The following is a 26,415-nucleotide window of genomic DNA, read 5'->3' as shown; positions in this document are numbered from 1 at the left end:
AAGATATTATAGAACCTGCGATCGTATAGCTCCAAGAGTTTTGTTTGTTTACTATTTTATCTTTATATACAATCTTCTCTTTATAAACTATTTTTTCATTTTTAGTGCTTTGTGTTTCAATCAGTTTTTTCGCATCTTCATTGATCTGTATGTAAAGTTCTTTGATCTCTCCCAGTTGCGTGTTGTCTATTTTGTTTTTTAGATTTGAAAGGTTGCTGAGTGTTTTGATGCGAATATCTTCGAGTGAATTAACTTTTGTCTCATCAATGCTGAGTGCCGATGTTATCTTATCGTGTGTTGAGAGGATAAGATAGTATAAAGAGACTTTCTCCTCTGTCGTCAGTTGAGGTGAAATGAGATCAATTTTTTTGTTGAGTGTTTTATAATTCTCTTCAATCTCTGAAGAAAAGAGGCTTGCTGTAAATAAAAGTATAAATAGTATTTTTTTCATACTTTTAATTCAGCAAATTTTATACCACTTTTTAGAGTTCTAGAAGGGATATAAATGCCGATGAAAGCTAGTCACAATAAAATATTTTTTATTTAATATATGGTTGAATCTCTTCATGAAAGAGTTTTAAAGTTTTTCGTATTCTTCTTGCATCAACAGATGCAGGTTTTAAAACTAAATGCAATTTGTTTATCCTCCTTTTGATATCCAAGAACTCTTTTCTACACTCATCTACACTCCCGACAACGGCACAACTCATAAATTTTTTTGCATCGAAAAACTGGTATCTTTGATCGAGCAGGGCAGTGTAATTGGCTTGATTGAAGCTGGGCTGCTCTTTAAAAGCATTCAAAGAGCGCATCGACTTTACAAAGTGATCAGTTGCCACAACCGCATTCTCATACGCTTCAACTGCATTATGTGAGGTGTAAAATACACGCATTAGTACCACTTCCGGCTCTAGACCTGAGAGTTGTTTATAGTATGCAACCGCTTCTTCACACTCTTCAATTGTTGCGCCTTGGGAGAACATAAGCCCATAGTTGTTTCTTGCTGCAAACTCTATACTCTCTTTAGAGGAAAAAGTAGCGATATAAAAAGGGATTTTTGACTGGATCGGTTTTGGGTAAAACTCCTCTTTTTCATAGAGTGTTTCATCAATCTCTCTAACGTTGTTAAAGAGTCTCACTCGAAGCTCCTCGGAACTTGCCTGAAAGTTTTTAAGATCAAGTGCAAATCCCCCTTTGGCAAAACCGGCATTTATCCTTCCCATGCTTAAGTTATCAAGTGTAGATATCTCTTCTGCAAGTCGAAGCGGTTGGTAAAACGGGGCTAAAAAAGCTGCACTTCCTATGCTGATCTTTGAGGTCTTAGCCGCTACATATGCCATCATTAATGAGGGATTAGGGATAACGCTAAAAGAGTTGAAATGGTGTTCTGCAAACCAAACTTCATCAAACCCTAAAGATTCTACATAAACGGCTAGTTCCACGTCATTTAAGATTGCTATGTGAGGAGTTTTATGATAGTTTTCAGTAAGTAAAAAAATTCCCAGTTTCATACATTGCCCTGTAGCAATTCTCTTTTTACTTCATGCCAGTGGTGGCGTTTGATCGCATTTGTATTTGTACGACGGTTTATCATACGGATTGAAAGGGGTTCGATCCAGCTCCAAAACTCCTCTAAATGCTCTTTTGGAAACTTTAGTTCTTTTAGTGTTTTTTTATACATAGCCAACCAAATCTCTCTGTCGTTTTCATTGATGGGTATCTTAAAGTGGCGCTGTCTAAGATGAGGGTCTCCATGTTGAGAAGTAAAGACTGCTCCACCTCCGAGTGCTTCGACAAAGAAGTCTACACTTCTATCTATCACTAGCTTTAACGCTTCGGGATGTTGAGGGAAGAGTGTTTTAAGATTTGTTTTTAGCAGTAGATGGTGATGGTGTTCTACCATCNTAACGCTTCGGGATGTTGAGGGAAGAGTGTTTTAAGATTTGTTTTTAGCAGTAGATGGTGATGGTGTTCTACCATCTTTCTTATATACTCAGCACCTAATGTTTTAAAAATCTTATTTGAAGGAAAAGGTACGCTTGGGTATATGATGTCAATCATTGCATCAACAACACGTATCTCATCACCGCCGAAACGGGGCTGAGGTTTCTCTTTTATCTCGTTATTTAGCTGCGTAAAGGAGATAACCCTCTCGCTATGACAGTTGTTTTGTTCTTCTGTTTTATTCATTGAAGTTTTCCTTTTGTTGGATTTTTTCGGTTTAAAATTTAAGAGTTACTTCTAACCCGAGTGTACGACCTCGATCAAAGTAATACCCTGTTGTATATTTTGTTGCGTAATGGTTGTTTGTAAGGTTTCGTCCGTAAAATTTTGCAGTAGTAGGTACTCCGTAATAATCGAACTCTTTTACAATATTGGCATCAAAACGTGTATAGTCACCCAAGTCGGCATTTGAGAGTCCCATAGGGCTTTTAGAACTTGTATAGCCACTCACCTGTTTGCCTGAAATGTTAAAGAGGTACTCCTCCCATCTGTGTGAGAGCAGGGCAGTAAAAGTATCTTCGGGTACAACAACTCCGACTTCATCCGTTACACCTGCAAAATCTTGAGTCTCTTTAGAGAGGATTTTTGTCCATGAAAACTTGTAGTTGGTTGTTTTGGCAATTTTTCCATTGAGTGTCAGTTCAAGACCTTTTGTATGTGAATCAACTTGGGTGTAGTAGTAATACTCATCACCGTCAACGATGTATGTATTGGATGTTGCACGTTTCTCATTTTCTACTTTTGTATCAAAATAGGTAATAAGAGAGTTAAATGAGCGGGTAAACTTTGAATCGAGTGAGATCTCATAACGTGTCTGTTTTTCAGGATCGAGTTTGCTTCCATCTTGCGTCTCTAAGGTAAAGTCACCAGATACTCCTTGATCACCGTAAAAGTAGCGTGCACTTAAAGTTTGAGTATCTAAGATGTTATAAACGGCACCAACTGTGATGATTGACGCTGGTGCTAAATCTACACCGTTGTTTGCATCAGGATTAGCTAAAGCTTCCGATTTTGCCGCTGTAGAGTTTTTTATGTGTTTTTGATCCCATCTGTATCCTGCATCAACCACCAAGTCACCGTCAAATAAACTTTGTTCTACCGAAGCCGATGCACCTTTAATAGACGTGTCGTATTTAACATACGGGTTAAATAGATCAGAACCAAATCCGTTACTTTCAACATATTGTCCGCCAAACTGAAGTTTTGTATCTCCAAATGTAGCGTTGTGTCTTAAGCTGTATGATTGTGTTTTTTCTTCATAGTTACGTGTTGAAGCTGCGGGCAATATAAAGTTCTCATTATGCTCAAATTGTTCATATTGTGTATGTGCAAGAGAAAAAAGTGTCACTTGTCCTTCGCTCCAAACCATACTCCCATCAACTGAAAGAAGAGTCGTTTTTAACGGATCGTAATACCATTTCGCATTATCGAGAGTACCGTCAAGTTTTATACCCCTTTGCATCTCTAAAGAGCCTATATCTTTATAGGCCATAAAGTTCAGGTTAAATTTTCCGTTACTGATTCCACCGTTTACCATACCCGATGTACTCTCAGTCCCGTCAAACCAAGTCTCTTTACTTCTTCGATCGAAACGTGAAACCATCGCACCTATATATCCATTCCATGAATCACTGCTTCCAAAACGTGTCCCGGTGTACAGAGACTGGCCGTTTGCATAGGGCTGACTAACAGCTTTTTCAAAAAAAGCACTTAAGATCCCTTCTGTCTTTTTTGGTTGTTTTGTACGGATAATGATATAACCGATGTTTACACCTGAACTGCTGTTTGAAGCACCGACATTAATAGATGGAGCGATCGAGAGAGCAGTAGCACTTCTTACAATCTGAATCTCCTCAATAGCGATGAGTGGAAATTTGTAAAGCATACGGCTAGCTGCGGGAGGAAGAATTGCCCCGTCTATAATATAGGTGATATTGCTACTACCGCGCATTTTAAGATCATACGGGCTACGGCGTCCGTGATAACTTAGATCCATTCCAGTCGCTTTATTTAAAAGATCAATCACATCTTTTGGACTATAAGCCTCAATATCTTTTTGTGTAAGAACCTCAGTACCTGCTTTTGTACTTTTATGTATCTTGTATAAGTTTGTAGGACTCTCCAATTGCAGATCATCTCTATGCTCAACATCAGAGTTTACATCGATTGTCTCAAGCACAGTCTCTGCAGCGGTAAGTGAAGTTGTTGTAAGTAACATGACAGTTACAAAACTAAAGTATGTTTTTTTCATTGTTTTTCCTTTGTATATGGTTTGATATAGCGGTGCTTTTAAAAATATGAATCTTTAAAAAGTTTTATAAAACTTTTTTTGAGAAACTCGGTACACATAAAGGGTTGTTATTATGGTGTACAATTTCTGCTTCTATGTTGTAGAGATTATTGATCATCTCCGATGTTATTACCTCTTTTGGAGAACCGCTTAAGAGAATCTGTCCATCTTTCATACTCACTACACGTGAAGAGACCATCATTGCATGATCAGGGTAGTGAGTCGTTTTTAAAAATGTGTACCCCTCTTGTGAAAGGGAGCTAATCATCTGCAAGAGTCGGATCTGGTTACCGTAGTCAAGACCTGAAACGGGTTCATCCATAATGAATGTTTTTGCCTCTTGTGTCAGTGCACGGGCAAGTAAAACCATCTGCTTCTGTCCGCCGCTGAGCTGCCCGAAAGGTTTGTTTTGCAGATCTGCTATGCCGATCTTCTCCAAAGCCTCTTTTGCCATAGATATATCGTGTTTGCCAGGACTTGCAAAAAGCCCCATCTTAAAAACTCTTCCCATAACTACCATATCTAATACCGAATAGTTAAACGGAACATTATGATACTGAGGAATATAGGCTATCTGCGATGCTATCTCATTTTGTTTATACGATTTTATATCTTTGTTATGGAGTAAAATATCCCCTTGATCCTTTTTTAACAGCCCTAAAATAAGACGTATTAGTGTACTTTTTCCGCAGCCGTTTTGCCCCAGTAAAGAGACAACTTCTCCTTGGTGCAACTCAAAGTCAAGACCGTGAAGCACTTTGTATTTCGGATAGGAAAAATGGAGATTTTTTACTTCTATGATAGGTTTTAGTTCCATGCTGCCCTCGCATTTTTGAGTACAATAATAAAGATAGGTATACCGATAAGCGATGTAAGTATCCCAATAGGGATCTCTACACTCATTGCCAAACGCGAAACGGAATCGGCCAGGAGTAAAAACAACCCTCCGAATATAGCCGAAAGAGGAAGTAGTAAAGCGTGTGAAGGACCAATCGCCATACGTATAATATGTGGGATGATAAGTCCAATCCATCCGATAATTCCCGCCATTACAACACTAAGTGAACTTGCAAGTGTTGCGAGTATAATGGCTAATATCTTTATCATCTTTACATTCACACCCAGTGCTTTTGCTTCCTCATCGCCAAGGCTTAAAATATCAAAATATTTCCCCATAAGTACCATAGAAAAAATACTGATAAGCATCGGAATCGCTACGAGCAATACACCGTCTAGTTCAGCCATAGATAAACTCCCCATCAGCCAGTAAACAATAGCGGGCAGGGTAGAGTAAGGGTCTGCAACATATTTGATAACTGATAAAAAAGCGGTAAAAAGTGAACCGCTGATAACCCCGCCGAGAACCAACATAATGCTTGATCGGGAGTTGTTGACCATAGAGCCTATTAAAACAGAGAAAGCTACAGCGATAAATCCAAAAGTAAAGGCAAGGACCTGAATAAAAAACCACTCCTCAGTAAGCAACATTCCAAGTGCTGCTCCAAAAGATGCCCCTGCAAGCACACCTAAAATTCCGGGTGAAACGAGAGGGTTGACAAACATCGCCTGAAATACTGCTCCCGAGGTTGCCAATGATGCACCGATAAGGATTGCTAAAAGTATACGGGGGAGGCGAATCTCTAAGATGATATTGTCTAAAAGGGTAACAGTGCCTGGGTCAAGTGTAGTTGTTATTCCGAAAACTTTATAATTTATGTAGCTTTGGAATGTACTGAGATCAATCGGGTATTGCCCCCATAACAGCAAGAGAGTTGCTGTTATAAGTAAAAGTATAAGGCCAAGGAAAAGAAACTTACCGTTTTGTACGCGTGTCATTTAAGCCCTTAATATTTTAGATTTAAACTTGCAAACATTCCAAAAGGTGCACCTGTCTGGTATGTACTAGCAGTTGAGTCAGCTGCTAGTGCATTATCGGCTGCGATGATTGTCGAGATATATTTTTGGTTTGTCAGGTTTGTTGCCGTAAGTCTGAACAGTGTACTTTTAGAGCCGAACATTTTTGGCGCTTTGTAGGCAACGTCAAGATCAACTAGTGTAAAAGCATCAATTTTTTCAGTATTTGCCGCATCACCGTATCTGCTTGATGTATATCTTACACTTGGTGTAAATGTCCAATCTTTTAGAGTGTAAGAGAGGGCTCCTTTAGCCATAAACTCAGGTGCATCAGGAAGCTGGTTCCCTTTAATATCTGTCGTTGTAGTATCTGAAGCTTGAAAATCTTCCGTAAAGTAGTATCTGTTGTATGAAAGTGAAGCAATAAACTCTAAACTCTCGGTAATTACACCGTTAGCTGCAAACTCTGCTCCGTATCCAAGCGCTTTACCCACATTCGCAGGATAATTTACGCCGTTTGCATAGATGTTTGCCTGTTTATTGTTTACAAACGATACAAAAACACTTGGATTGAGTGTAACTCCGCCTGCCAATACACGAGCTCCAAGGTCAATATTGTCAGATGTTTCAAGTTCTAAGTCGTCCCATAAGTTTTGAAGCGTAATTCCTTGTGCGACAAAAGCTGTTCTGTTACTTGCATATGTCGGGAAAAGATTCACATCAAACCCGTATGTTCTAGAGTAATCTACATAGATTGTATCTGTAGAACTTAGATCATATGAGAGATAAAGTGCAGGGATAAAAGTGTTAAATTTCTTTTCATTTACACTTGAGAATGGATCGAGTGTAGCTTGCGTAATTGCAACATCATGATCCATACTTGTAGCACTTGTAGTACCGGTATAGCTATCGATTGAAGCAAGGGTAAATGTTTGGTATTGAAGCCCTATGCTATAGTGGATTTTGTCCATATCACCGCTAAGTTCAACAAACGGTGCCTGAAGCGTATGGTATGAAGTGTCAGCTAAGATTGCATACCCTTTATATGAAAGATCCCCATTGCCATCTACAACATATTTTTTCTGATCTGTCGGTGGTCCGGGAGGAAGTTGTCTGTGGTACCAGTATCCTACTTTTGCATTTACGGCATCACCGAAACTATGATCATACGATGCGATTGCACCGTAAAGATCATGCTCCATTTGCCAGTTCATAACCATAGGTGTAGAGTTCTTTGTTTTACTGAACCAGTATTGTCCTTTGTCTGTTTTATAGTAAGGTTTTAAGACGATAGTATCATCTTTGCCGGCTTTGTATGTCAGATCTGCTACTACAGCAGTTGTGTAAAACTCTTGTTTGTTCCAGTCATAATAGTTGTTTGATGCACTAGTCGGTTTTGTTGTAGCAAAATCTTTTGAGAAATAGGTGTCTAGATCTTTTGCCTCGGCATAACTTAAACTTGCATAGTTATGGTGCTCGTCAATATTTCTGATCACATAAAGCTCTGATGAGAATCTCTCATTTGGTTTATATGAGAGCCCAAACATCCCGTTAAATCTTTGCTGCTCACCTTCCCCTTTAGTTTTGTCGTTTTTTAGAGCAGAAACTGAACCAAATACACACACATCACCCATATCTCCGCTATCGAAACGTACAAATGTTTTACTAAAGTTATTGCTTCCGAGTGATTGTGAAAGGTGTGCCCCCGCCTTATTCTTTGCTTTTAGAATATTGAGATCGATTTTTCCAATCAAAGATGAAAACCCTAAGTTTTTATCAACACTCAGATACCCTTTGTGCAGATCTACAGATGAGATGTTTTCAAGATCAACCATCTGTTTTCCCCCGCCGGGATTACTTGAGATTGGAGTTCCGTTGATCAGATAAACTCCGCCGGGACCTGTCTGGCTTTTAGCACGGATGCGGATCGGATCGTGATATGCCGGTTCGTTTGAACCTGTCTGATCAACGGGTGTAAAGTTTACCGATGGTGAAAATTGAATAACCGTGTAAGGATTCATATTCGCCTGAGTTGAAAGAGTAGATAAACTTTTTTGCGTAAATGTTTGTTTATTTTGTTTAGAGTCTTTTTTCTCATCTGAAAGATAGAGGCCGTTTTCCTCCTCTTCAATACTGGAATTAATAACAATTTTCTCAACACTCAGCGGTGTTGCATGTAAAGCCGTAATCGCAACAAGCGATAATAGAGGTAGTTTTAACTTCATTCTTGATCTTCTCCTAATATAGTCTGAATCTGTTTGTTTGTAATTTCTACTTGTAAAAAGAGTTTGTAAAACTCTTTAATACGTTTGTTGAGGTTTATGTTATACACCTCCGGATGAAAAGTATGTGCAAGCCACTCTATGCCGATAACTCTCATAAATGAGGGTGGACGGTCGATCCAGTTAAAAGGTGTATTTGGTACTAGATAAACACGTTTATTTTTGACTGCATCTAAGTTGTGGAAGAGTTGATTGTGAAACAGGTTTTTATAAACCATACGATTTTGTGCGATGATCACTTCGGGATTATATTTGTAAAGTGTTTCAATATTGATCTGTTCGAGCCCTCTAAGATTGCTTTGTTTGCATTTATGTACATTTTCTCCCCCTGCAAAGTTCATCGCTTCTACATGAAACGATTTATCACACTCTGTTTGTAATCCGTCATTACCTTCTGCGTAGTAATATCGAATATCTTTTACATTTTCGAGTTTTGTTTTAATCTCATCTATACTTTTTTGTGCATAAGTACTTAAGAGTTTTCCTCTATTTTGTTCATCGATAGCATCAGCAGTTACTTTGATGGCACGAGGTATATCTTCGATTTTTCTGAAAGGGACTGTAAAAGTGGGAAACTTTGAACGTTGAATAGACTTTTCAACTGTCGCAACCATCATATCATCAGCCCAAACTAAAATGAGATCGGGACGGCGAATAAGAAGTGTTTCAAGATTGATGCCTGCTCCAGTAGAGTGGAAAGTTCCAATGACGGGTAAAGATAAAAAGTAGGGGTCAAGATACTCTTTTGTCGCAAAATTGTTAGGGTTTTTTGCTTTAAAGTTAAGTCCTACCATTTTTTTCGGATTAAGTGCATAGATAAGGTAGTTCATAGGTGGTGAAGAACCAAATACTTTCGTGATCTTCTCAGGTACTTTTACCTGATTATGATAAAAATCTTCTACAGTTTTTGCCTGCAAAGATATAGCCAATAGAAAAACCAGTAGAGGTATAAAAAAATTCATTTAAATTTCCTTTATGAGTGTTGGAGTGAAAATGCAATAGGAATTTTCAAATCAACTTTTTGATTAATGTGAGGAAACTCTCCGTCTAGTGATGACACGGTTTGAAGAGCTCTTTTATCCAATACAGAGCTATCGCTGCTTTGAACGAGTTGCAGATTTGAGACTTCTCCGGTTGTGGAAAGAGAGAATGAAACAACTACAACCCCTTCGAGATGCAATCTCTTGGCAATTGCGGGGTATTTAAGAGCATTCTGGATTAAAGAACGGATAAGTGCTAACTCTGGAAGTTTCTGTTCGGACAAAGGAGAATTCTGCGGTATTAGTATTTTCCGCTCTTCAATCTTTTGCTCTGTATCGGGAATTTGAGGCGTAAACGCCTCAGCGGGAACAACGGCTTCTTTTGATTGTTCCTGCTGAAGAGTTTCTTGTTCTATCGGTTTTACTACGGGTTGTTCTTTTTGTTTTTGAACGACTTTTTTCATTTTTTCATTTTTTTGTTTTAAGACCCTTTTTGTTATCGGTACAGTTTTAGGCTCTGTTTTAACATTTTGTTTTTTAGGTTTTATAACTTCATATGAAGATAATGAAACAAGGGTTGCTTTTTCCAAAACACTCTCTTTTGGCTTAATAAAATCTACAGATGCCAGCTTGAGGGTAAGTGCAAGCAGGAGTGCATGTAAAAATAACGATATAAAAAAAGCTTTTAGTTTTAAATATCTATTTTGTTGTATACTGTATGATATAACGCTTGTTAAAGTAAGAGTACTCATGTTTAAACCTTCTTTTTTTATTTTCTTATCATTATGTTTTTTTGGATATAACGAATTGTAGAAAAAAAAACCTTAAACTTTTATTTAGTGAAAAATTATGAACCTATGATTATATTTGAGTACTCAATTAATGCATACGCTTTTTTATTGAGTTGTAGTTTTTCTGCTTCTTCGTTAGGCAGCAAAGAGATAAGGGAGTATTTTTCATTGATTTGTAAAGAGACTTCACTGTGTGTATCGTTGCTGATAAGAGACTCTACTTTCCCCTCAATTATATTTAACTTATCTTGCTCTTGAGGTTTGTCTGGTCTGATTTCGATATCGCTTGATTTAATGATCGCATATACTTCATTTCCAACGTTTAGATGCATATTGTCCGCAGATTTTGCAGTGATAGAAGAGTGTAAAACTCCACCGCCGCTGATTTGCATAGAGATAATAGCATTGATCTTATTTATAGTAATTTGTGTAATAGTTGAAAGAAGCTGATTTCTCGCACTTGTCGTTAAAAAGTGACGGTTTAAAATCTGTGCCAAGTGTTCAGGATTGTCACCCGCTTCTGAGAATCTGTTGATAAATTGACGGTGCAGTTCATTTAGTTTTTTATAGGTATTGATCAGCTCATAGGCATAATCGGTAAGTTTTGTACCGCCGCCCCCTTTACCGCCGATAGTTCTATTGATGATCGGATGATCGGCAAGTTCGTTCATAGAGTTTATACGCTCCCATGCAGCTTTGTAACTCATCTTCATCTCTTTTGCAGCTGCATTAATAGAACCTGTTTGTGCAATTTTTTCTAAGAGTTCAATTCGCCCGGAACCTAAAAAACTTTTATCATCTTTTGTTAACCAGAATCTTCCGTCAATTTTCATCTACACAAACCTTTTTTCAATTATATTCGAGAATTTTACCATATTGTCTGTAAAATATGTTTATGGAAAAAAGAACAACTATACTTGTAACAAATGATGATGGATATGAAGCAAAAGGTTTATTGGAACTGGCAAAAACTCTAAAAGATATAAAAAATGTAGATGTAATTGTAGTAGCTCCTGCAAATGAAAAATCGGCGTGCGGGCACTCGCTAACACTTGTAAGACCGTTACGTTTTATCTCTGTCGAGGATGATTTTTATAAACTTGACGACGGGACGCCTACAGATTGTGTATATCTTTCACTCAGTACGATGTTTGAAGATAAAAAGCCCGATCTTGTGATCAGCGGGATCAACCGAGGCTCAAATATGGGTGAGGATATTACATACTCTGGAACTGCCGCGGGTGCTATGGAAGGGGTGCTTCACGGGATCCCTTCAATTGCGATCTCTCAGGTGATGGACTTTACCAATCCGGGTGGAGATTTTACTTTAGCGCGAAAAACAATTAAAACTTTAGTTGAGAAGATTATAGCAGGGGAGTATCCTCTGCCGGATCGTGAATTTTTAAATATCAACATCCCGCCTGATCTGCAAGAAGCTGAGATGAAAGTAACCTATGCAGGGTACAGACACTACGAAAACGATTCCCATGTTCATAGAAATCCGCGTGGAGAAGAGTACCATTGGTTAGGTTTGCATCCGCTTTCATTTTCACCTAGAAAAGGGATGGACGTTATGAGTGACTTTGAAGCGATTGAGCAAGGGTATGTTTCAATTACACCTATAATGCTTGATCTAAGTGCTTATAAAAGTATGAATAGCTTACAAGAGTGGATCAATGGCTAGATATACAAGGACAAGGCTTCTTTTTGGAAACGATTTTGAGAGACTGCAAGATGCAAAAATCATTTTACTCGGTGTCGGGGGAGTAGGGAGTTTCTGTCTGGATTGTTTGTACAGAAACGGCATTACCGATATTACTATTGTAGATTTTGACACTTATGATGAAACAAACCAAAACCGTCAAATGTGGTCGGAACTCCATGAGCATGAAGTGAAAGTGGAAGCACTTCAGGAACACTATCCGGAGATAAAAATAATTCATCAAAGAATCGATGAAGAGTGGGTGAAAAATTTTGATTTTGACGAGTACGATCTGGTTTTAGATGCGATCGATGACACAAAAGCAAAACTTGCCCTCGCGCAAAAGTGTTACAAAAAACTGATCTCCTCATTCGGAAGTGCAAAAAGGGTTGACCCTACAAAAGTACAGGTGGCGGATATCTGGAAAAGCTACGGAGACAAGTTCGGCTCAAAGATCCGTTATGAACTCCGAAAGAGAAAATTTACTAAAAAGTATAAGGTGATCTTTTCATCTGAAGAGGCACAGATCAAAGAGAAAGGTAGTTTTATGGGTGTAACTGCCACTTTCGGTCTTACAATGTGTGCTGAAGCAATTAAAATGTTAAGGAAAAAATAGTGTTTGATTTTTTAGATAGTGACTGGTTTAACATAGCGTTAGAGATCTTTTTCGTCATTTTGATCAGTTATGATGTAAAACGGTATATTGAGACGAAAAAAGGTGAGTTTATCGTTAATATCATTATAACAATCGGATTTGCGATCTGGACGTTGTATCCGTATTACAACTCTTATTTTGGATGGGAAGAATCACAAAAAGAAAAGATGATGTCTGTGTGTGAGAACGATGCGAATAAAACGGTTTGTATCTGTATTGATGAAAAAATTTTTAAAGAGTATACATATCAAGAGTATAGGGCGGTTGATAAAAACAGCTCAGAGCATTTAGAGTTTATGAAAGAGGCTAAAGAGGATTGTATGGATGATGGATGGTTTTGATCTAGAGTCTGCTTTAGTGTGTGAAGGGATCATCGGTGATGGCTGCGGCGGTGGCAGGATCTTTTTTGTAGAGGACCAAAAGTTGCAAGTGTACGATCCTTTTACCAAAGAGAGCAGAGTACTTTTAGGTGATCTGAAAAATGTGATCCGAATAAGTAAATCGGGCTGTATAATCACCATAGAAGAGGAGAGAAAAAACACAGAGTTTGATCTCTCAACTTTAAAAAGTTAATTTTGCTATAATTATGGGAAGAAACAATAAAAGTATTATTTAGGAAAAGATAAGATATGAACAATGTAGAACCTATGACACTTTTCGGTTATGAAAAACTCCAAGCCGAAGTAAAAGATCTTAAAGAGGTAAAACGTCCCGGTGTTGTAAAAGCGATAGAAGAAGCGTTAGAACACGGTGATTTAAAAGAGAATGCTGAATACCATGCAGCAAAAGAGATGCAAAAAAATATTGATAACCGTTTAGCAGAGCTGCAAGAGCTTTTAGGCAATGCACAGATCGTAGACCCAAGCGAGCTTGAACATGCAAAAGTGAGTTTCGGTTCAACTGTTATCATGACAAATTTAAATACGGACGAAGAGGTGACGTATACGATTGTCGGCGGTGCTGAAAGTAACCCGGATATGGGGCTTATCTCATTTAACTCTCCACTCGCCAAGCAACTTCTCGGAAAAGAGGAGGGGGATGATGTAAAAGTTCGTCTTCCTGGCGGTGAAGTGGAATTTGAGATCGATGAAGTAAAATATCAGGAGATTGTTTTTGATTCACATTAATGTCGGAGTGATTGGAGCAAGCGGTTATACAGGCTTAGAGCTTGTAAAAATGCTTGTAAAACATCCAAACTTTAAACTTACATACCTTGCAAATTCAGAGGGGGGAACTACTGCAGATGAACTGCATCCTTCACTCAAAAATGTGTGTAATTTGGAAGTTCAAAAAGCAAGTGTTGAACAGGCAAGTATAGATTGTGAACTTGTATTTTTGGCATTACCTCATAAAACTGCGATGGCGTATGTAAAACCCTTAATCGCAAACGGTGTAAAAGTGGTTGATCTCTCAGCTGATTATCGCTTACCTTTATACACTTATGAGGCATTTTACACTGAACATACTGATGTTGCAAACTTAGAACACAGCGTATATGGTCTGCCTGAACTTTTCCGTCAAGAGTTAAAGAGTGCAAAACTCGTTGCAAACCCTGGATGTTTTCCAACGTCGGCAATTTTGGGAGTTTTACCTTTTATGGATTACCGTGTACAACATACGCCGATCATCATTGATGCCAAAACAGGTGTGAGCGGGGCAGGGAAAAAACTGAGTGATACAACACACTTTGTAAATGTGAACGACAACCTTTTTGCATACAACCCTTTAATGCATCGTCATGCACCTGAGATTGCAGATAAACTCGGTGTTGATTTTGAAGAGATCAATTTTGTGCCCCATTTAGTACCTCTTACTCGCGGTATGATTAGTTCTATCTACATTCAAGTAGAGGGTGATTTTGATGAGCAAAAAGTGTTAGAAGAGTACTATAAAGATGCTCCTCACGTGCGTATCTCAAATCAGCCTACGACTATGAAAGATGTAGCGGGTACAAACTTCTGTGATATCTATGCAAAAAGAAAAGGGAATATCCTCTTTATCTCTTCTGCAATTGATAATTTAATGCGCGGGGCTTCAAGCCAAGCCGTAGTAAATGCAAATATTATGATGGGTCTTGCAGAAGATGCGGGGATTCCAGATATAGCGTATGTCCCGTAACATTACGATCAAAGAGGGTGCATTTGTTATCTCAGATGCACACTACTCCACTACACGCCCTGAGCTTTTAGAATTTGTAAAAGCTATTCATTCGAAAGAACTTCAACCTACACAACTTTTACTTATGGGTGATATTTTTGATGCTCTTTTTGGCTCAATTGAACATACATATAAAGATAACTATGAGATGATTGCTTTATTAAAAGAGATAGCTGATGAGATCGAAGTTATTTACTTTGAGGGGAATCACGATTTTAATTTGCAAGCGGTATTTGACAATATGAAAATATATCCGATTCAAAAACAGCCTGTCTTAGCAAACTACCAAGATAAAAAGGTTTATCTGGCTCACGGGGATTTTGACGGGAAGATAGGTTATAAGATCTATACAGCCTTGATTAGAAACCCTTTCATGCTGAAGTTACTAAAGCCAATTGATAATCTTTTTAATCATTTTATCCTTAACTTTGTCGATCAACATTTGATGAAAAAAGATGACTGTAAAGAGCTGGGTTGGTTTGAGCAGTTTATAGAAAATCGTTTTAAAGATCGATTTGAATGTGACTATTTTATAGAGGGGCATTTTCATCAAAATAAAACGCTTCAAGTTGACGGAATCTGTTACGTGAATTTGGCCGCTTTTGCTTGCAATCAAAGATATTTTATAGTAAGATCTTTGCAAAATAATACAATATTGGAAGAGAAACAATTTTCCAAAGGGATTTAAATTATGGATGATAACTCCTTAAAAATAGGCTCTAATGAGATGGAGCTTGTTGACTTCCGTATCTTCAAAGAGGACAACGGAGAGATTTATGAAGGTATATACGGGATCAACGTCTCTAAAGTAAGAGAGATTATAAAAGTACCTTCTTTAACAGAACTTCCTGGAACACCGGAATTTATCGAGGGTATCTTCGACCTTCGCGAAGTTGTTATACCTGTTGTAAATCTAGCAAAATGGATGGGTATAAATGAACCGGCAAATATACATCAAAGTTCAAGAGTAATCATTACGGAATTCAATAATGTTCTTATCGGCTTTATAGTTCACGATGCAAAAAGAATAAGAAGAATATCTTGGAGCAATATTGAACCGGCAACTTTTATAAGCTCTGCTAGCGGTTTAGACGGTAATAAGATTACGGGTGTAACAAAGATTGAAGATGATAATGTACTCCTTATCTTAGACCTGGAAAGTGTTGTACAAGAGTTAGGACTTTATGAGCCTGATACCGAGATTCAAGTAAAAAGCTTAGAACACTTTAAAGGGATCGCTATGGTTCTTGATGATAGTTCTACAGCTAGAAAAATTGTTACAGACGCCTTAGAAAAAATGGGCTTTGATGTTATCGGTGCAGTTGACGGTGAAGAGGGACTTAATAAATTAGAAGAGCTTTACAAAAACTACGGTGATAAGTTAGAAGACCATCTAAAAATTATTATCTCGGATGTTGAGATGCCGAAAATGGACGGATTCCATTTTGCCGCACAAATGAAAGACGATCAACGTTTTAATCAAATACCGATTGTATTTAATTCGTCAATCAGTGATCACTTTAGTGAAGATCGTGGTATAGAAGCTGGTGGTGAAGCTTATTTAGTTAAGTTTAAAGCCGGAGAATTTTATGAACAAGTTGCACGCATCGTGCACGCACATATGAAGTAGGAGTATAAAATATGGATGAATTTCAAGAGATACTACAAGACTTTTTAGTCGAGTCGTTTGAACTTGTTGAAAAGTTAGATGAGGATTTGGTTGAGTTAGAATCTAATCCTGAAGATTTAGAGCTTTTAAACGGAATTTTCCGTGTAGCACACACTGTAAAAGGTGCATCTTCGTTCTTAAATTTTGACATTTTGACACATCTTACTCACCATATGGAAGATGTATTAAACAAAGCAAGACACGGTGAACTTGTCATTACTCCTGATATTATGGATGTTATTTTAGAGTCGGTTGATTTAATGAAACAACTGCTTGAACAGATCCGTGATACAAGTGCAGACAGTGGTATAGATGTTTCTGCATGTGTTTCAAGACTTGATAAAGTAAGTGGCGGTACGGGAGAAGTAGATACTCCTGTAGCTGAAACTCCTGCACAAGAAGCGCCAAAAGAGGTGGAAGAAGTTGTAGAAACAGCATCTGACGATGATGAACTTGATTATGAGAATATGTCACCAGAAGAGGTTGAGGCTGAAATTGAAAGACTATTGAATCAGCGTCAGGAAGAGGACAAGAAAAAACGTGAAGCAAAAATTGCAGCGGGTGAAAGTGTACCGTCTTTAGAGCCTGATGCACAACCGGATGAAGAGTTTGCAGCGGAACCGAAAGAGGAAACTCCTCCTCCGCCACCGCCTCCAACAGCTCCAACACCTCCAAAAGCAGCAGCTTCAAGCGGTGGAGACTCAGAACCAAAAGCGGCAGCTCCTGCGAGAAAGTCACCTGCTGCAGTTGAGCAAACTATTCGTGTAGATGTTAAAAGACTTGATCACCTAATGAACTTAATCGGTGAGCTTGTACTTGCGAAAAACAGACTTATCAAGATCAACGATGATGTAGAAGAGCGTTATGAAGGTGAAGAGTTCCTAGAGGAGCTTAACCAAGTAGTATCTATCGTATCTCTTGTAACAACTGACTTACAGATCGCTGTTATGAAAACACGTATGCTTCCTGTTGGAAAAGTGTTTAACAAGTTCCCTAGAATGATTCGTGATTTATCTCGTGAACTCAATAAAAAGATAGAGCTTGTAATTTCAGGTGAAGATACAGAGCTTGATAAATCGATCGTTGAAGAGATCGGGGATCCTTTAGTACACATTATCCGTAACTCATGTGACCATGGTGTTGAATCACCGGCAGATCGTCTTGCCAAAGGGAAAGATGAAACGGGTACGATTATGTTAAAAGCGTACAATGAAGGGAATCAGATCGTTATCCAAATTGATGATGACGGTAAAGGTCTTGATGCTGAGATGTTAAAGGCAAAATCACTTGAAAAAGGGATTATTACCGAAAAAGAAGCAGAGAGTATGAGTGATAAAGAGGCTTTCGGACTTATCTTTAAGCCGGGCTTCTCAACAGCTGCTCAAGTAACGAACGTATCTGGCCGTGGAGTTGGTATGGATGTTGTAAAAACAAACATCGAAAAACTTAACGGTATTATCGATATAGACAGTGAGATTGGAAAAGGGACTTCTATGAAGTTGAAGATCCCTTTAACACTTGCTATTATCCAAGCACTTTTAGTCGGTGTTCAAGAGGAACATTATGCGATTCCGCTTGCATCGGTTTTAGAGACGGTTAGAATTTCAACAGACGAGATCTACACTGTTGAGGGTAAAAGTGTAATGAGACTTCGTGATGATGTTTTATCACTTGTTCACATAGGCGATATTTTCGAAGTTGAGAGAATTTTAGACAGCAGTGAACATGCTTATGTTGTTGTTTTAGGTCTTGGAACAAGTAAACTTGGACTCATCGTAGATACTTTGGTTGGTCAAGAGGAGATCGTTATTAAATCTCTTGGAGAGTACCTCAAAGGTATTGACGGTATTGCAGGTGCTACTATCAGAGGTGACGGTGGGGTTACACTTATTGTTGACGTTGTAGCACTTATGGAGATGGCTAAAGATGTAAAAGCTACGGCTTTAACTGAAGCGGCTCAGGCGGGAAGTGCAGCAAATGAGAAAAACTCTGCAAGTGACTATACTGTAATGATCGTAGATGATTCAAAAACAGATAGAGCTATTATGAGAAAAGCATTAGAGCCGATGGGTATCACTATTGTAGAAGCTGCTGACGGACAAGAAGCGCTTAACATCTTAAAATCGGGTGATCATAATTTTGATGCAATGCTTGTTGATATTGAGATGCCGAGAATGGATGGTTATTCTCTTGCAAGTGAGATCAAAAAATACAACAGATATAAAAACTTACCACTTATCGCAGTAACGTCACGTACTGGTAAATCTGATCGTATGCGCGGTGTTGAGTCAGGAATGGTTGAGTACATTACAAAACCTTACTCTTCTGACTATCTTGCAAGCGTGGTACAAAGAAACATTAACTTTAAATCGGAGTTCTTATAATGGCTGATAAACTAAAAGATATTCTAAATAAACAGTCTCAACAACAAGATAATGTTGTTGGGCAACTTGATGATGTAGTACAGTTAGTTGGCTTTATGATAGGTGATGAAGAGTACGCGGTGCCTATATTATCGATCCAAGAGATTATTAAGCCGTTTACTTGGACGAGAGTACCGCAGGTGCCTAAGTACGTTTTAGGTGTATTTAACCTTCGTGGTGCGGTAATCCCTTTAATAGACCTGCGTACAAAGTTTGGACTTCCATCGAAAAAACACGGTGAAGATACTCGTTTTATTGTAATGCGTTACGGTGATGACGTAGCAGGATTTGTAATTGACAGATTAACAATGGCTATACGCATTAAAAAAGAGAATATCGGGCCGGCACCCGATACGATCAATGATGAAGAGACTATCATTGACGGTGTTGGAAAACAAGAAGATAAAATTATCACTCTTTTAAAAGTAAACAAGCTATTAGAGAGAGATTTTTAAAGTTATATTTGATGGAAACTTCTTTACAAGTTGAACTTCGAGGCAGTGAGTTACTTCTAAAATTTTTAGGAGAACTTACTGTTTATAACCTAGCTAATCTTGAAAAGAAGATAGCAAAGTTAGATTTTTCAAAACCTGCACAAGTAGAGTTTAATTTACTTCAGTTAGATTACCTAGACAGTGCAGTCGCACTTTTTATCGACCAGATTTTTCAGAAACTCGAAGATAAAAATATCCCTTACAAAATAGTACTTCAAAACGATACGGTTCAATCCACTCTTAACTTGGTTAAATCAAAACGCGTATACGCAAAAGAAGAGATAATCTCTACAAAAAAAACATTTTATGAAACACTTGGAAGAAGAGGATATCACTACTATATATCCCTTTTAAGCTTTCTCAGCTTTTTAGGTAAAGTGTTCGTATCGTTCTTGATCTACTTAAAGAAACCTCATGCAATTCGCTATAAAGAGATATTTTTTGAGGTAAATGAGAGTGGTGTAAAAGCGGTGTTGATTATAGCCCTGACCAGTTTTCTTGTAGGAGTAGTAGTCGCCTATCAAGCAGCATACCAACTAAAGATATATGGTGGAAATATATTTATAGTTGATATGTTGGGAATCTCTATTTTAAGAGAACTTGCTCCTTTAATTACGGCAATAGTAATAGCAGGACGCAGTGGGTCAGCATATACTGCACAAATAGGTGCTATGAAGATAACGCAAGAGATTGATGCTATGAAGACTATGGGATTTGAGCCTTTTGCATTTTTAGTATTACCTCGAATCATAGCTTTGAGTGTTGCCATGCCGCTATTGATTTTCGTTGCAGATATGATGGGGATGCTTGGCGGTGTACTAGTTGCCAGTTTAGATCTGAAAATCACAACAGAACTTTTTATTGAGAGATTTCATGAAGTGATTGCTGCAAAACACTTTTTTGTAGGGGTTTTTAAGGGACCGTTTTTTGCCTTTTTAATAGCTACCATAGCAATCTATAGAGGTTTAATGGTAAAAGATGATACGCAGAGTATAGGATTTAACACTACTAAAAGTGTTGTAGAGTCAATCTTTGCCGTCATTGTATGTGATGCTATTTTCTCTATAGCTTTTACAAACCTGGGGATATAATGAAGCTAATCGATGTGAAAAATCTTACAACTGTTTTCGGTGATAAAATTGTTCACTACGGTATCAACCTGAGTGTAAACGAGGGGGAGATCTACGGTATAGTCGGTCCCAGCGGATGTGGTAAGACAACTTTATTGCGTGAGATTGTTATGTTGCAGGAGTTTCACAACGGTAGTATAGAGGTACTGGGGAAAAAGATCGAGAAGCTCTCAACAAAAGAGATACTTGAATTAAAGCGTCAATGGGGTGTTTTATTTCAGTTCGGTGCGCTTTTTTCCTCTTTAACCGTTGCAGAAAATGTAGCGTTACCGCTTGTTGAGTATACATCTTTATCTAAAAAAATGATAGATGATATAGTGAGATTTAAGATAAAGCTAGTTGGGCTCAAACCCGAAGATGGAGCACTCTATCCGTCTCAAATAAGTGGCGGTATGAGAAAAAAAGCGGGGCTTGCACGTGCCTTGGCACTTGATCCGAAACTGTTGTTTTTAGATGAGCCTACAAGTGGACTTGATCCGGTTTCGGCTAGGGAGTTTGATAGATTGATTTTAGATTTAAGAAAAATGTTAAATCTGACTATTGTAATGGTTTCACACGATTTGCGTTCAATTTACGATACTTTAGATAAAATAGCTATAATTGATAATAAAAAAATTGCCTTTGAAGGTTCTTTAGATGAGATGGATTCGGTCGAGAACCAGTTTGTACAAACATTTTTTAAAGAGAAACTATGAACAATAAAGTAAACTACACACTCATTGGTACTATTGTCTTACTTGGTTTTTTCACTTTGGCGAGTTTTTCGTACTGGATGTTAAAACCTTCCCATGAAGACGAGATCAAACGCTATGTGATCTACTTTGATGAGTCTGTATTTGGTTTGAATCTTGATGCTCCGGTAAAATTTCGCGGTATCAATGTCGGTAAAGTTTCCAATCTTCGAATAAACCCGCATAATTCTGAACAGGTAGAGGTTCAAGTTACTATTTTAAAAGACACACCGATCAAAGACAATATAGTTGCCGTACTTACAGCACAAGGGATTACGGGGCTTACGTATGTAAACTTGACTATCGGTGAAACATATACGAGAAAGATAGTGGAGATTGACGGTGATGATTACCATGTGATAGCTACGGCACCCTCAATCTTTCAAAATCTTCAAAAGTCATGGGGCAGTGTTTCGGAACATATGACTGATACCTTGTTTCAAGCAGAGAAACTTTTAAAAGATGAAAATCAAGAGAAGTTCATGAAGCTGGTAACATCGACTACCCGTACTTTTGATAAAATAGGTGATGCCTTAGATGAGAAAACTATAGCCAATTTTCAAAGTGCTGTGAAAAACTTGGATATAGCTATTCAAAAGATTGAAGGGCTTGTTGATCATACGGTCAAATGGGAAGATAATGTATCTAAATCGTTATACTCTATCAAGACAAGTTATAACAAAATTGACGGTACGATGACAGAATTTAAAAAAGCTTTGGCAAGTGGAGAGTTTAATTTTAAAGAGATCTCTTCTGAAGTTCTTCCAAATATGAATAATGCACTTTTACAACTTCAAGAGACGATGATGCAGTTAGACAACTCTTTAAAACGATATGATAGAAGTCCGTCTGATCTTATATTTAAACATGAAGAGATTAAAAAAGCTCCGGGGGAGAGATAAAATGAAAATAGTTCTTTTAGCTATAGCGGTTTTTTTATTCAGTGGATGTAGTGTAACGTATCCTTCTGTGACAGATTATAGAATCGATCCTCAAGTGGAACTTCCTGTAAAGCAAAACAGATGTAAAAAACACTCAATCAAAGTTTCACCAATATTTTCAAACGTATCTCTGAGTTCTACGGCGATGCGTTATAGTGTAGGGCGTTATAAAGAGTACTCGTTTACCCAGTCGGCTTGGTCAGATAGTCCTAGTAGGATGATTGCAAATAAACTCGTAAACGTACTAGATGATTCAGCTCTGTTTGACGGTGTGTATGGATACAAGTCTTCTAAAAGCGGGGATCTTGTATTGGAGATGAGTATTAATGAGTTTATCCAGTCATTTAATGAAGCAGGGGATAGATCAGATGCAAAGATAGATATCTCCTTTAATCTTATAGAGAAAAAAAGCGGGAAATTGATAGCATCTAAAAACTTTTTTAAAGTTATGAAAACAAAAACGGCTGATGCCGAGGGTGGTGTGGAAGCACTAAATATTTTATTAGGGGAAGTTTTGGAAGATACTGTTGTTTGGTTAAGTGGAAGTGAGCGATGATTAAAGAGAAAGAGTATATAAAAAGAAGAGAAAGATTTGGAAAAAAACTAGAAAAAAACTCTTTAGCAATTGTGATGTCGGCTGAACAAAAAGTACGTTCAAACGATACGGAATTTCCATACAGACAAGATAGCAACTTTTACTATTTAACAGGTTTCAAAGAGGATAACAGTGTTCTTGTGTTTGTGAAAGAGGAAGGGAAAGTTAAGGTTTACCTTTTTGTTATAAAAAAAGATCCGACACTTGAATTATGGACGGGAAAACGGTTAGGGGCTAAAAAAGCTAAAGAGATTTTCAGTGTTGATGATGTGTTTGAGATCGATGAGTTAGATAAAAAGCTCAAAGAGTTCGCAGCTACAAAAAATACTCTCTATTATGATTTTAAAATTGAAGCTGAACGTATTGAAAAGTTTAAAAAATTATCAAACACAATCGCAGATGTTAAAGATGCAGCAAAAATAGTAGAAGCTATGAGGCTGATTAAATCACGTGCAGAGATCAGCATTATAAAAAAAGCGCTCTCAATTACAAAAAAAGCACACCACAAAGCGATGAAGATGAGCAAAAAGTGCTCTTTTGAATATGAACTTCAAGCGGAGATGGAGTATATCTTCAAAAAAAACGGTGCGTACAGTGATGCGTATACTTCGATCGTAGCTTCAGGTGACAATGCAAATACTCTGCATTACATAGATAATGACAAACCTTTAAACAAAGGTGATTTAATCCTTATCGATGCAGGGTGTGAATATGAATATTACTCAAGTGATATCACGAGAACCATCCCTGTTAGCGGCAAGTTTACAAAGGCGCAAAAAGAGCTGTACCAAATGGTGCTTGATGTTGAGAAAAAGATCATCTCTATGATCAAACCGACAGTTCTTAGAAGCGAATTGCAAAATGAAGCTGAAAAGATGTTATGTGAAGGGATGGTTCAACTCGGTATTTTAAAAGGGAGTGTGAAAAAGCTCTTAAAAGACAAAGCCCATAAAAAATATTTTCCACATGGAATAGGGCACTACATGGGACTTGACGTGCATGACCAAAATCCCTATAAAGATACAAAAAATAAAGAGATTCCGCTCAAAGCAGGAATGGTTTTAACAATAGAACCCGGTATATATCTGCCTAAAGATGATACACAGATCCCGAAAAAATATCGTGGAATAGGGATAAGAATTGAGGATGATATCTTAGTTACAAAAGCAGGGTATGAAAACCTTTCAAAAGATGTGAAAAAAGAGATCGAAGAGATCGAAGCTCTTAACTGCTAAGAGGTTTAAAACTTTTTTGATATCTACTGTTCATAAAAAGAAGCCAGATAGCAAAACTTGTCTCTGTAATAAACGGGATGAGATATGCCGGTTGAATGAAAGTCAGGTATTGCGGTAACAAGAAATGGATACAACTGCCTGTAAGATATACCAGTGAGGCTAAAACCAGTCCATAGCCGAGTATCTTCGGTAAATTATATGAACGTATAATAATAGCTCCGATAAGGCCGTTAGAGACGGCAAAAAATATTAAACCTAAATCATATCCGTAAGTATGTATCTCTAAAAAAAGTTTCATACAGTAAGTTGTTTGTGTCGTTGTCAGCTCATTGTTAAGTACTATGAGTGAAGCAAAGTAGGAGAACAAAACAGCTATGGTGACAATGACGGCGTGTACAACTCTGTATACTAAAGCAGTTAAGGAGAAGAGTTTGTGTATGGGTTGAAACAATTTGTAGAAAATGACGGCAAGCGCTACGTCACTAACTAGCATCACAAGGTCTAAAGCAAATCCCAGACGATAGAATGTTAAAGATGCCGTTATATTATTGAGTGTAGTTACGGAGTTTTCATCATCGATGAACGAACTTCTGATAAAAACTTCACTGGAGATACCGCATATGATGATAATGATATATAAAACTCCCGCTATTTTAGAGAGTTTAATATAGTCCGTAGTCGTTGTCATATACTGCCTCCACGAATTAACTAAAAGGGGTTATGAATTATAAGAGTAACTCCATCCAGTCAGGTTTTTGATTTTTGCCTCGGCAAACTCATCAGAATCTGCTAAAAAATCTATAACATGCATAGGTGCATGCGGGACACTTGCTCTGTCTTGCTGTTTAAACAGTGGCATTGGCATCGGTGTATCCTGTGCGTTTGATATTGCAAACCCTACTGCCGTTAACTGGCTTAATACTTCTGTCGGATTTGTGATCTTATAGTCACTGCAAAACTTCTCTAATACGGGTTGTTTTACTTCATCCGGCAGTGCTTCGGGTGTATTTAAAAAGATTGTAAAATGAATAGGTGTAGCTCTGTATTTCTCAGGGGCAGGTGTCGCCATAATGATATACTCTACATTTTTTAAGTGTTCTTGAATCTCAAAAGTATCTAAATATTTATCTGCTCTAATTGATTTTGCTTCCATAGTTTCAACTTCTTATTTTTTGTAAATTATAATATTTAATGGCACAAAATATGCTTAATACTAGCTCTAGAGGATAAGGAGCCATAATTGAAGTTTATAGAAGCTTTGAAACTCAAAAGTAAACTATTTTTTCTTTTTGTATTTATCACGATTGGATTGATCTTTGTCGGGATTGTAGGTGCTAGCTATATTAGTGCCATGAAAAGAAACGTGGACTCCTTATATTTCGGCTCATTGGTTCCGGTAACCGAACTGCATGAGATCGTACAGACATATTACGGCGGAGTATCAGAATCGCTTCATAAAGTAAGCAGAGGCGAGATATCCCGTTTACAAACAATACAAGAACTCGAAAAATCATTACTTGTCATAGATCAAAAATGGGATAGTTATTCGCAACACTATAAGCATACTGAAGAGGCAGCATATATAGAGTATGTAGATATGGAACTTTCATCTGCCAATAGAGCTTTCAAAAGAACTTTGAACTTTTTGCAAAAGGGGGGCAATCCAGAGAAGATTGCACTCAACAGAGTGGAAGAAAAAGTCTCTCATCTCCACAGCGTTGTTAAAAAACTGATCAATTATGAGGTTGAGGTTGCCCAGTTTGAACGTAAAAAGTTTCTTACTAAATATGAAGATATCGCATTTAATATCGGGTTGACACTTATTTTTGTGATCATCGCCGTACTGCTTATTACAATGTATGTATTTAGAAGTGTACAAGAGGATCATACTAAACTCCATTCCATTGCAAAAAAATTAAAACAAGTAAATAAAAAGCTTGAAAATGCATCTTTTACCGATAGTTTGACAAACTTATATAACAGAAGATATTTCAACCTTGTCTATGAGCGTGAGCTCAAACGTGCAAAGAGAAGTAAAACCTACATTACATTTATGATGCTTGATATTGACTTTTTCAAGCAGTATAACGATACTTATGGACATGTTGAAGGGGATTTTGCTCTAAAAAGCGTAGCAAAAGTTCTCAAAGATACACTCAAACGCCCAAGTGATTACATATTTCGTCTCGGCGGTGAAGAGTTTGGTGTACTCCTTAGTGAAACAAACGAAACAGACAGTGCTAACCTTGCAAGAAGTTTATGTCAGGCTGTAAAAGAGAGAGAACTCAAACATGAAGAATCGGATGCACATGAGTTTGTAACTATCTCAATCGGAGTAGTGTGTTGTATAGCAGATGAAGCATTGGATGATGAAGTGTTGATCTCCCGTGCAGATGAGATGCTTTACAAGGCAAAAGAGCATGGACGTGACGGGTACCAGATCACGACAGATGTAAGTTTAATGAAAGTGATTAGCGCGTAA

27 protein-coding genes are annotated in these 26,415 nt (G+C 37.7%); 16 read left to right on the top strand and 11 right to left on the bottom strand.

Features of this window, described 5'->3' with window-relative positions; translation table 11 throughout:
• Positions 1–539 precede the first annotated feature (539 nt).
• From QWY88_RS09200 to QWY88_RS09160, 9 genes are all read right to left on the bottom strand, one after another.
• Positions 540–1,511, bottom strand: a complete 972-nt coding sequence (locus QWY88_RS09200; protein ID WP_304546101.1) for an LLM class flavin-dependent oxidoreductase — start codon at positions 1,509–1,511, stop codon at positions 540–542.
• On the bottom strand, positions 1,508–1,903 hold the full coding sequence (locus QWY88_RS09195) for a globin domain-containing protein (RefSeq protein ID WP_304546100.1): 396 nt from the start codon (positions 1,901–1,903) through the stop codon (positions 1,508–1,510). The genes QWY88_RS09200 and QWY88_RS09195 overlap by 4 nt, the downstream gene beginning before the upstream one ends.
• A 318-nt stretch (positions 1,904–2,221) precedes the next feature.
• Complete coding sequence (locus tag QWY88_RS09190; RefSeq protein WP_304546099.1) at positions 2,222–4,255, bottom strand: TonB-dependent receptor plug domain-containing protein; 2,034 nt, start codon at positions 4,253–4,255, stop codon at positions 2,222–2,224.
• A 64-nt stretch (positions 4,256–4,319) separates the two neighbouring features.
• On the bottom strand, positions 4,320–5,111 hold the full coding sequence (locus QWY88_RS09185) for an ABC transporter ATP-binding protein (protein ID WP_304546098.1): 792 nt from the start codon (positions 5,109–5,111) through the stop codon (positions 4,320–4,322).
• On the bottom strand, positions 5,102–6,130 hold the full coding sequence (locus QWY88_RS09180) for a FecCD family ABC transporter permease (protein WP_304546097.1): 1,029 nt from the start codon (positions 6,128–6,130) through the stop codon (positions 5,102–5,104). Before QWY88_RS09180 ends, QWY88_RS09185 begins: the two co-directional genes overlap by 10 nt.
• Positions 6,131–6,138: 8 nt before the next feature.
• On the bottom strand, positions 6,139–8,373 hold the full coding sequence (locus QWY88_RS09175; RefSeq protein ID WP_304546096.1) for a TonB-dependent receptor: 2,235 nt from the start codon (positions 8,371–8,373) through the stop codon (positions 6,139–6,141).
• Complete coding sequence (locus QWY88_RS09170; RefSeq protein WP_304546095.1) at positions 8,370–9,392, bottom strand: ABC transporter substrate-binding protein; 1,023 nt, start codon at positions 9,390–9,392, stop codon at positions 8,370–8,372. Before QWY88_RS09170 ends, QWY88_RS09175 begins: the two co-directional genes overlap by 4 nt.
• Before the next feature lie 11 nt (positions 9,393–9,403).
• Complete coding sequence (locus tag QWY88_RS09165) at positions 9,404–10,162, bottom strand: energy transducer TonB (RefSeq protein WP_304546094.1); 759 nt, start codon at positions 10,160–10,162, stop codon at positions 9,404–9,406.
• A gap of 95 nt (positions 10,163–10,257) precedes the next feature.
• Positions 10,258–11,034: a TOBE domain-containing protein gene (locus QWY88_RS09160; protein ID WP_304546093.1), complete on the bottom strand. Its 777-nt coding sequence runs from the start codon at positions 11,032–11,034 to the stop codon at positions 10,258–10,260.
• A gap of 62 nt (positions 11,035–11,096) precedes the next feature.
• Between QWY88_RS09160 and surE the strand changes: the two genes are divergently transcribed.
• The 15 genes from surE to QWY88_RS09085 are packed head-to-tail and all read left to right on the top strand — an operon-like array spanning position 11,097 to position 23,933.
• A complete protein-coding gene (gene surE / locus QWY88_RS09155) occupies positions 11,097–11,885 on the top strand; it encodes a 5'/3'-nucleotidase SurE (RefSeq protein WP_304546092.1) in 789 nt (262 codons plus the stop codon).
• The gene (locus tag QWY88_RS09150) at positions 11,878–12,519 is read left to right on the top strand and encodes a tRNA threonylcarbamoyladenosine dehydratase (protein ID WP_304546091.1); all 642 of its coding nucleotides are present in this window, start codon (positions 11,878–11,880) and stop codon (positions 12,517–12,519) included. The genes surE and QWY88_RS09150 overlap by 8 nt, the downstream gene beginning before the upstream one ends.
• A complete protein-coding gene (locus tag QWY88_RS09145; protein WP_304546090.1) occupies positions 12,519–12,899 on the top strand; it encodes a hypothetical protein in 381 nt (126 codons plus the stop codon). Before QWY88_RS09150 ends, QWY88_RS09145 begins: the two co-directional genes overlap by 1 nt.
• On the top strand, positions 12,883–13,131 hold the full coding sequence (locus QWY88_RS09140) for a thiamine biosynthesis protein ThiF (RefSeq protein WP_304546089.1): 249 nt from the start codon (positions 12,883–12,885) through the stop codon (positions 13,129–13,131). Before QWY88_RS09145 ends, QWY88_RS09140 begins: the two co-directional genes overlap by 17 nt.
• Positions 13,132–13,187: 56 nt before the next feature.
• Positions 13,188–13,685 carry a transcription elongation factor GreA gene (gene greA / locus QWY88_RS09135; RefSeq protein ID WP_304546088.1) on the top strand — a complete coding sequence of 166 codons (498 nt, stop codon included), beginning with the start codon at positions 13,188–13,190 and terminating at the stop codon, positions 13,683–13,685.
• On the top strand, positions 13,672–14,676 hold the full coding sequence (gene argC, locus QWY88_RS09130; protein WP_304546087.1) for an N-acetyl-gamma-glutamyl-phosphate reductase: 1,005 nt from the start codon (positions 13,672–13,674) through the stop codon (positions 14,674–14,676). The genes greA and argC overlap by 14 nt, the downstream gene beginning before the upstream one ends.
• On the top strand, positions 14,666–15,403 hold the full coding sequence (locus tag QWY88_RS09125; protein ID WP_304546086.1) for a UDP-2,3-diacylglucosamine diphosphatase: 738 nt from the start codon (positions 14,666–14,668) through the stop codon (positions 15,401–15,403). Before argC ends, QWY88_RS09125 begins: the two co-directional genes overlap by 11 nt.
• Positions 15,404–16,345 (top strand): chemotaxis protein, encoded by a 942-nt coding sequence (locus QWY88_RS09120; RefSeq protein ID WP_304546213.1) that lies wholly within the window; start codon positions 15,404–15,406, stop codon positions 16,343–16,345.
• Positions 16,346–16,356: 11 nt separating this feature from the next.
• Positions 16,357–18,768 (top strand): hybrid sensor histidine kinase/response regulator, encoded by a 2,412-nt coding sequence (locus QWY88_RS09115; RefSeq protein WP_304546085.1) that lies wholly within the window; start codon positions 16,357–16,359, stop codon positions 18,766–18,768.
• Complete coding sequence (locus QWY88_RS09110; protein WP_304546084.1) at positions 18,768–19,262, top strand: chemotaxis protein CheW; 495 nt, start codon at positions 18,768–18,770, stop codon at positions 19,260–19,262. The genes QWY88_RS09115 and QWY88_RS09110 overlap by 1 nt, the downstream gene beginning before the upstream one ends.
• A gap of 11 nt (positions 19,263–19,273) precedes the next feature.
• Entirely contained in the window at positions 19,274–20,392 is a 1,119-nt protein-coding gene (locus QWY88_RS09105; protein WP_304546083.1) for an ABC transporter permease, read from the top strand.
• On the top strand, positions 20,392–21,126 hold the full coding sequence (locus QWY88_RS09100) for an ABC transporter ATP-binding protein (protein WP_304546082.1): 735 nt from the start codon (positions 20,392–20,394) through the stop codon (positions 21,124–21,126). Before QWY88_RS09105 ends, QWY88_RS09100 begins: the two co-directional genes overlap by 1 nt.
• Complete coding sequence (locus QWY88_RS09095) at positions 21,123–22,064, top strand: MlaD family protein (protein ID WP_304546081.1); 942 nt, start codon at positions 21,123–21,125, stop codon at positions 22,062–22,064. Before QWY88_RS09100 ends, QWY88_RS09095 begins: the two co-directional genes overlap by 4 nt.
• Position 22,065: 1 nt before the next feature.
• Positions 22,066–22,659 carry an ABC-type transport auxiliary lipoprotein family protein gene (locus QWY88_RS09090; RefSeq protein WP_304546080.1) on the top strand — a complete coding sequence of 198 codons (594 nt, stop codon included), beginning with the start codon at positions 22,066–22,068 and terminating at the stop codon, positions 22,657–22,659.
• A complete protein-coding gene (locus tag QWY88_RS09085; RefSeq protein WP_304546079.1) occupies positions 22,656–23,933 on the top strand; it encodes an aminopeptidase P N-terminal domain-containing protein in 1,278 nt (425 codons plus the stop codon). Before QWY88_RS09090 ends, QWY88_RS09085 begins: the two co-directional genes overlap by 4 nt.
• On the opposite strand, the gene QWY88_RS09080 is transcribed toward QWY88_RS09085, so the two are convergent.
• Both QWY88_RS09080 and QWY88_RS09075 read right to left on the bottom strand, forming a co-directional pair.
• Positions 23,923–24,621 carry a DUF4386 domain-containing protein gene (locus QWY88_RS09080; RefSeq protein ID WP_304546078.1) on the bottom strand — a complete coding sequence of 233 codons (699 nt, stop codon included), beginning with the start codon at positions 24,619–24,621 and terminating at the stop codon, positions 23,923–23,925. The two genes, QWY88_RS09085 and QWY88_RS09080, sit on opposite strands and share 11 nt — an antisense overlap.
• A gap of 30 nt (positions 24,622–24,651) precedes the next feature.
• Entirely contained in the window at positions 24,652–25,086 is a 435-nt protein-coding gene (locus tag QWY88_RS09075) for a hypothetical protein (RefSeq protein WP_304546077.1), read from the bottom strand.
• An 87-nt stretch (positions 25,087–25,173) separates the two neighbouring features.
• Between QWY88_RS09075 and QWY88_RS09070 the strand changes: the two genes are divergently transcribed.
• Positions 25,174–26,415 carry a diguanylate cyclase gene (locus QWY88_RS09070; RefSeq protein ID WP_304546076.1) on the top strand — a complete coding sequence of 414 codons (1,242 nt, stop codon included), beginning with the start codon at positions 25,174–25,176 and terminating at the stop codon, positions 26,413–26,415.

This window comes from Sulfurimonas sp. hsl 1-7, assembly GCF_030577135.1.
Classification (GTDB): domain Bacteria; phylum Campylobacterota; class Campylobacteria; order Campylobacterales; family Sulfurimonadaceae; genus Sulfurimonas; species Sulfurimonas microaerophilus.
This window is presented reverse-complemented; position numbering and strand designations above follow the sequence as displayed.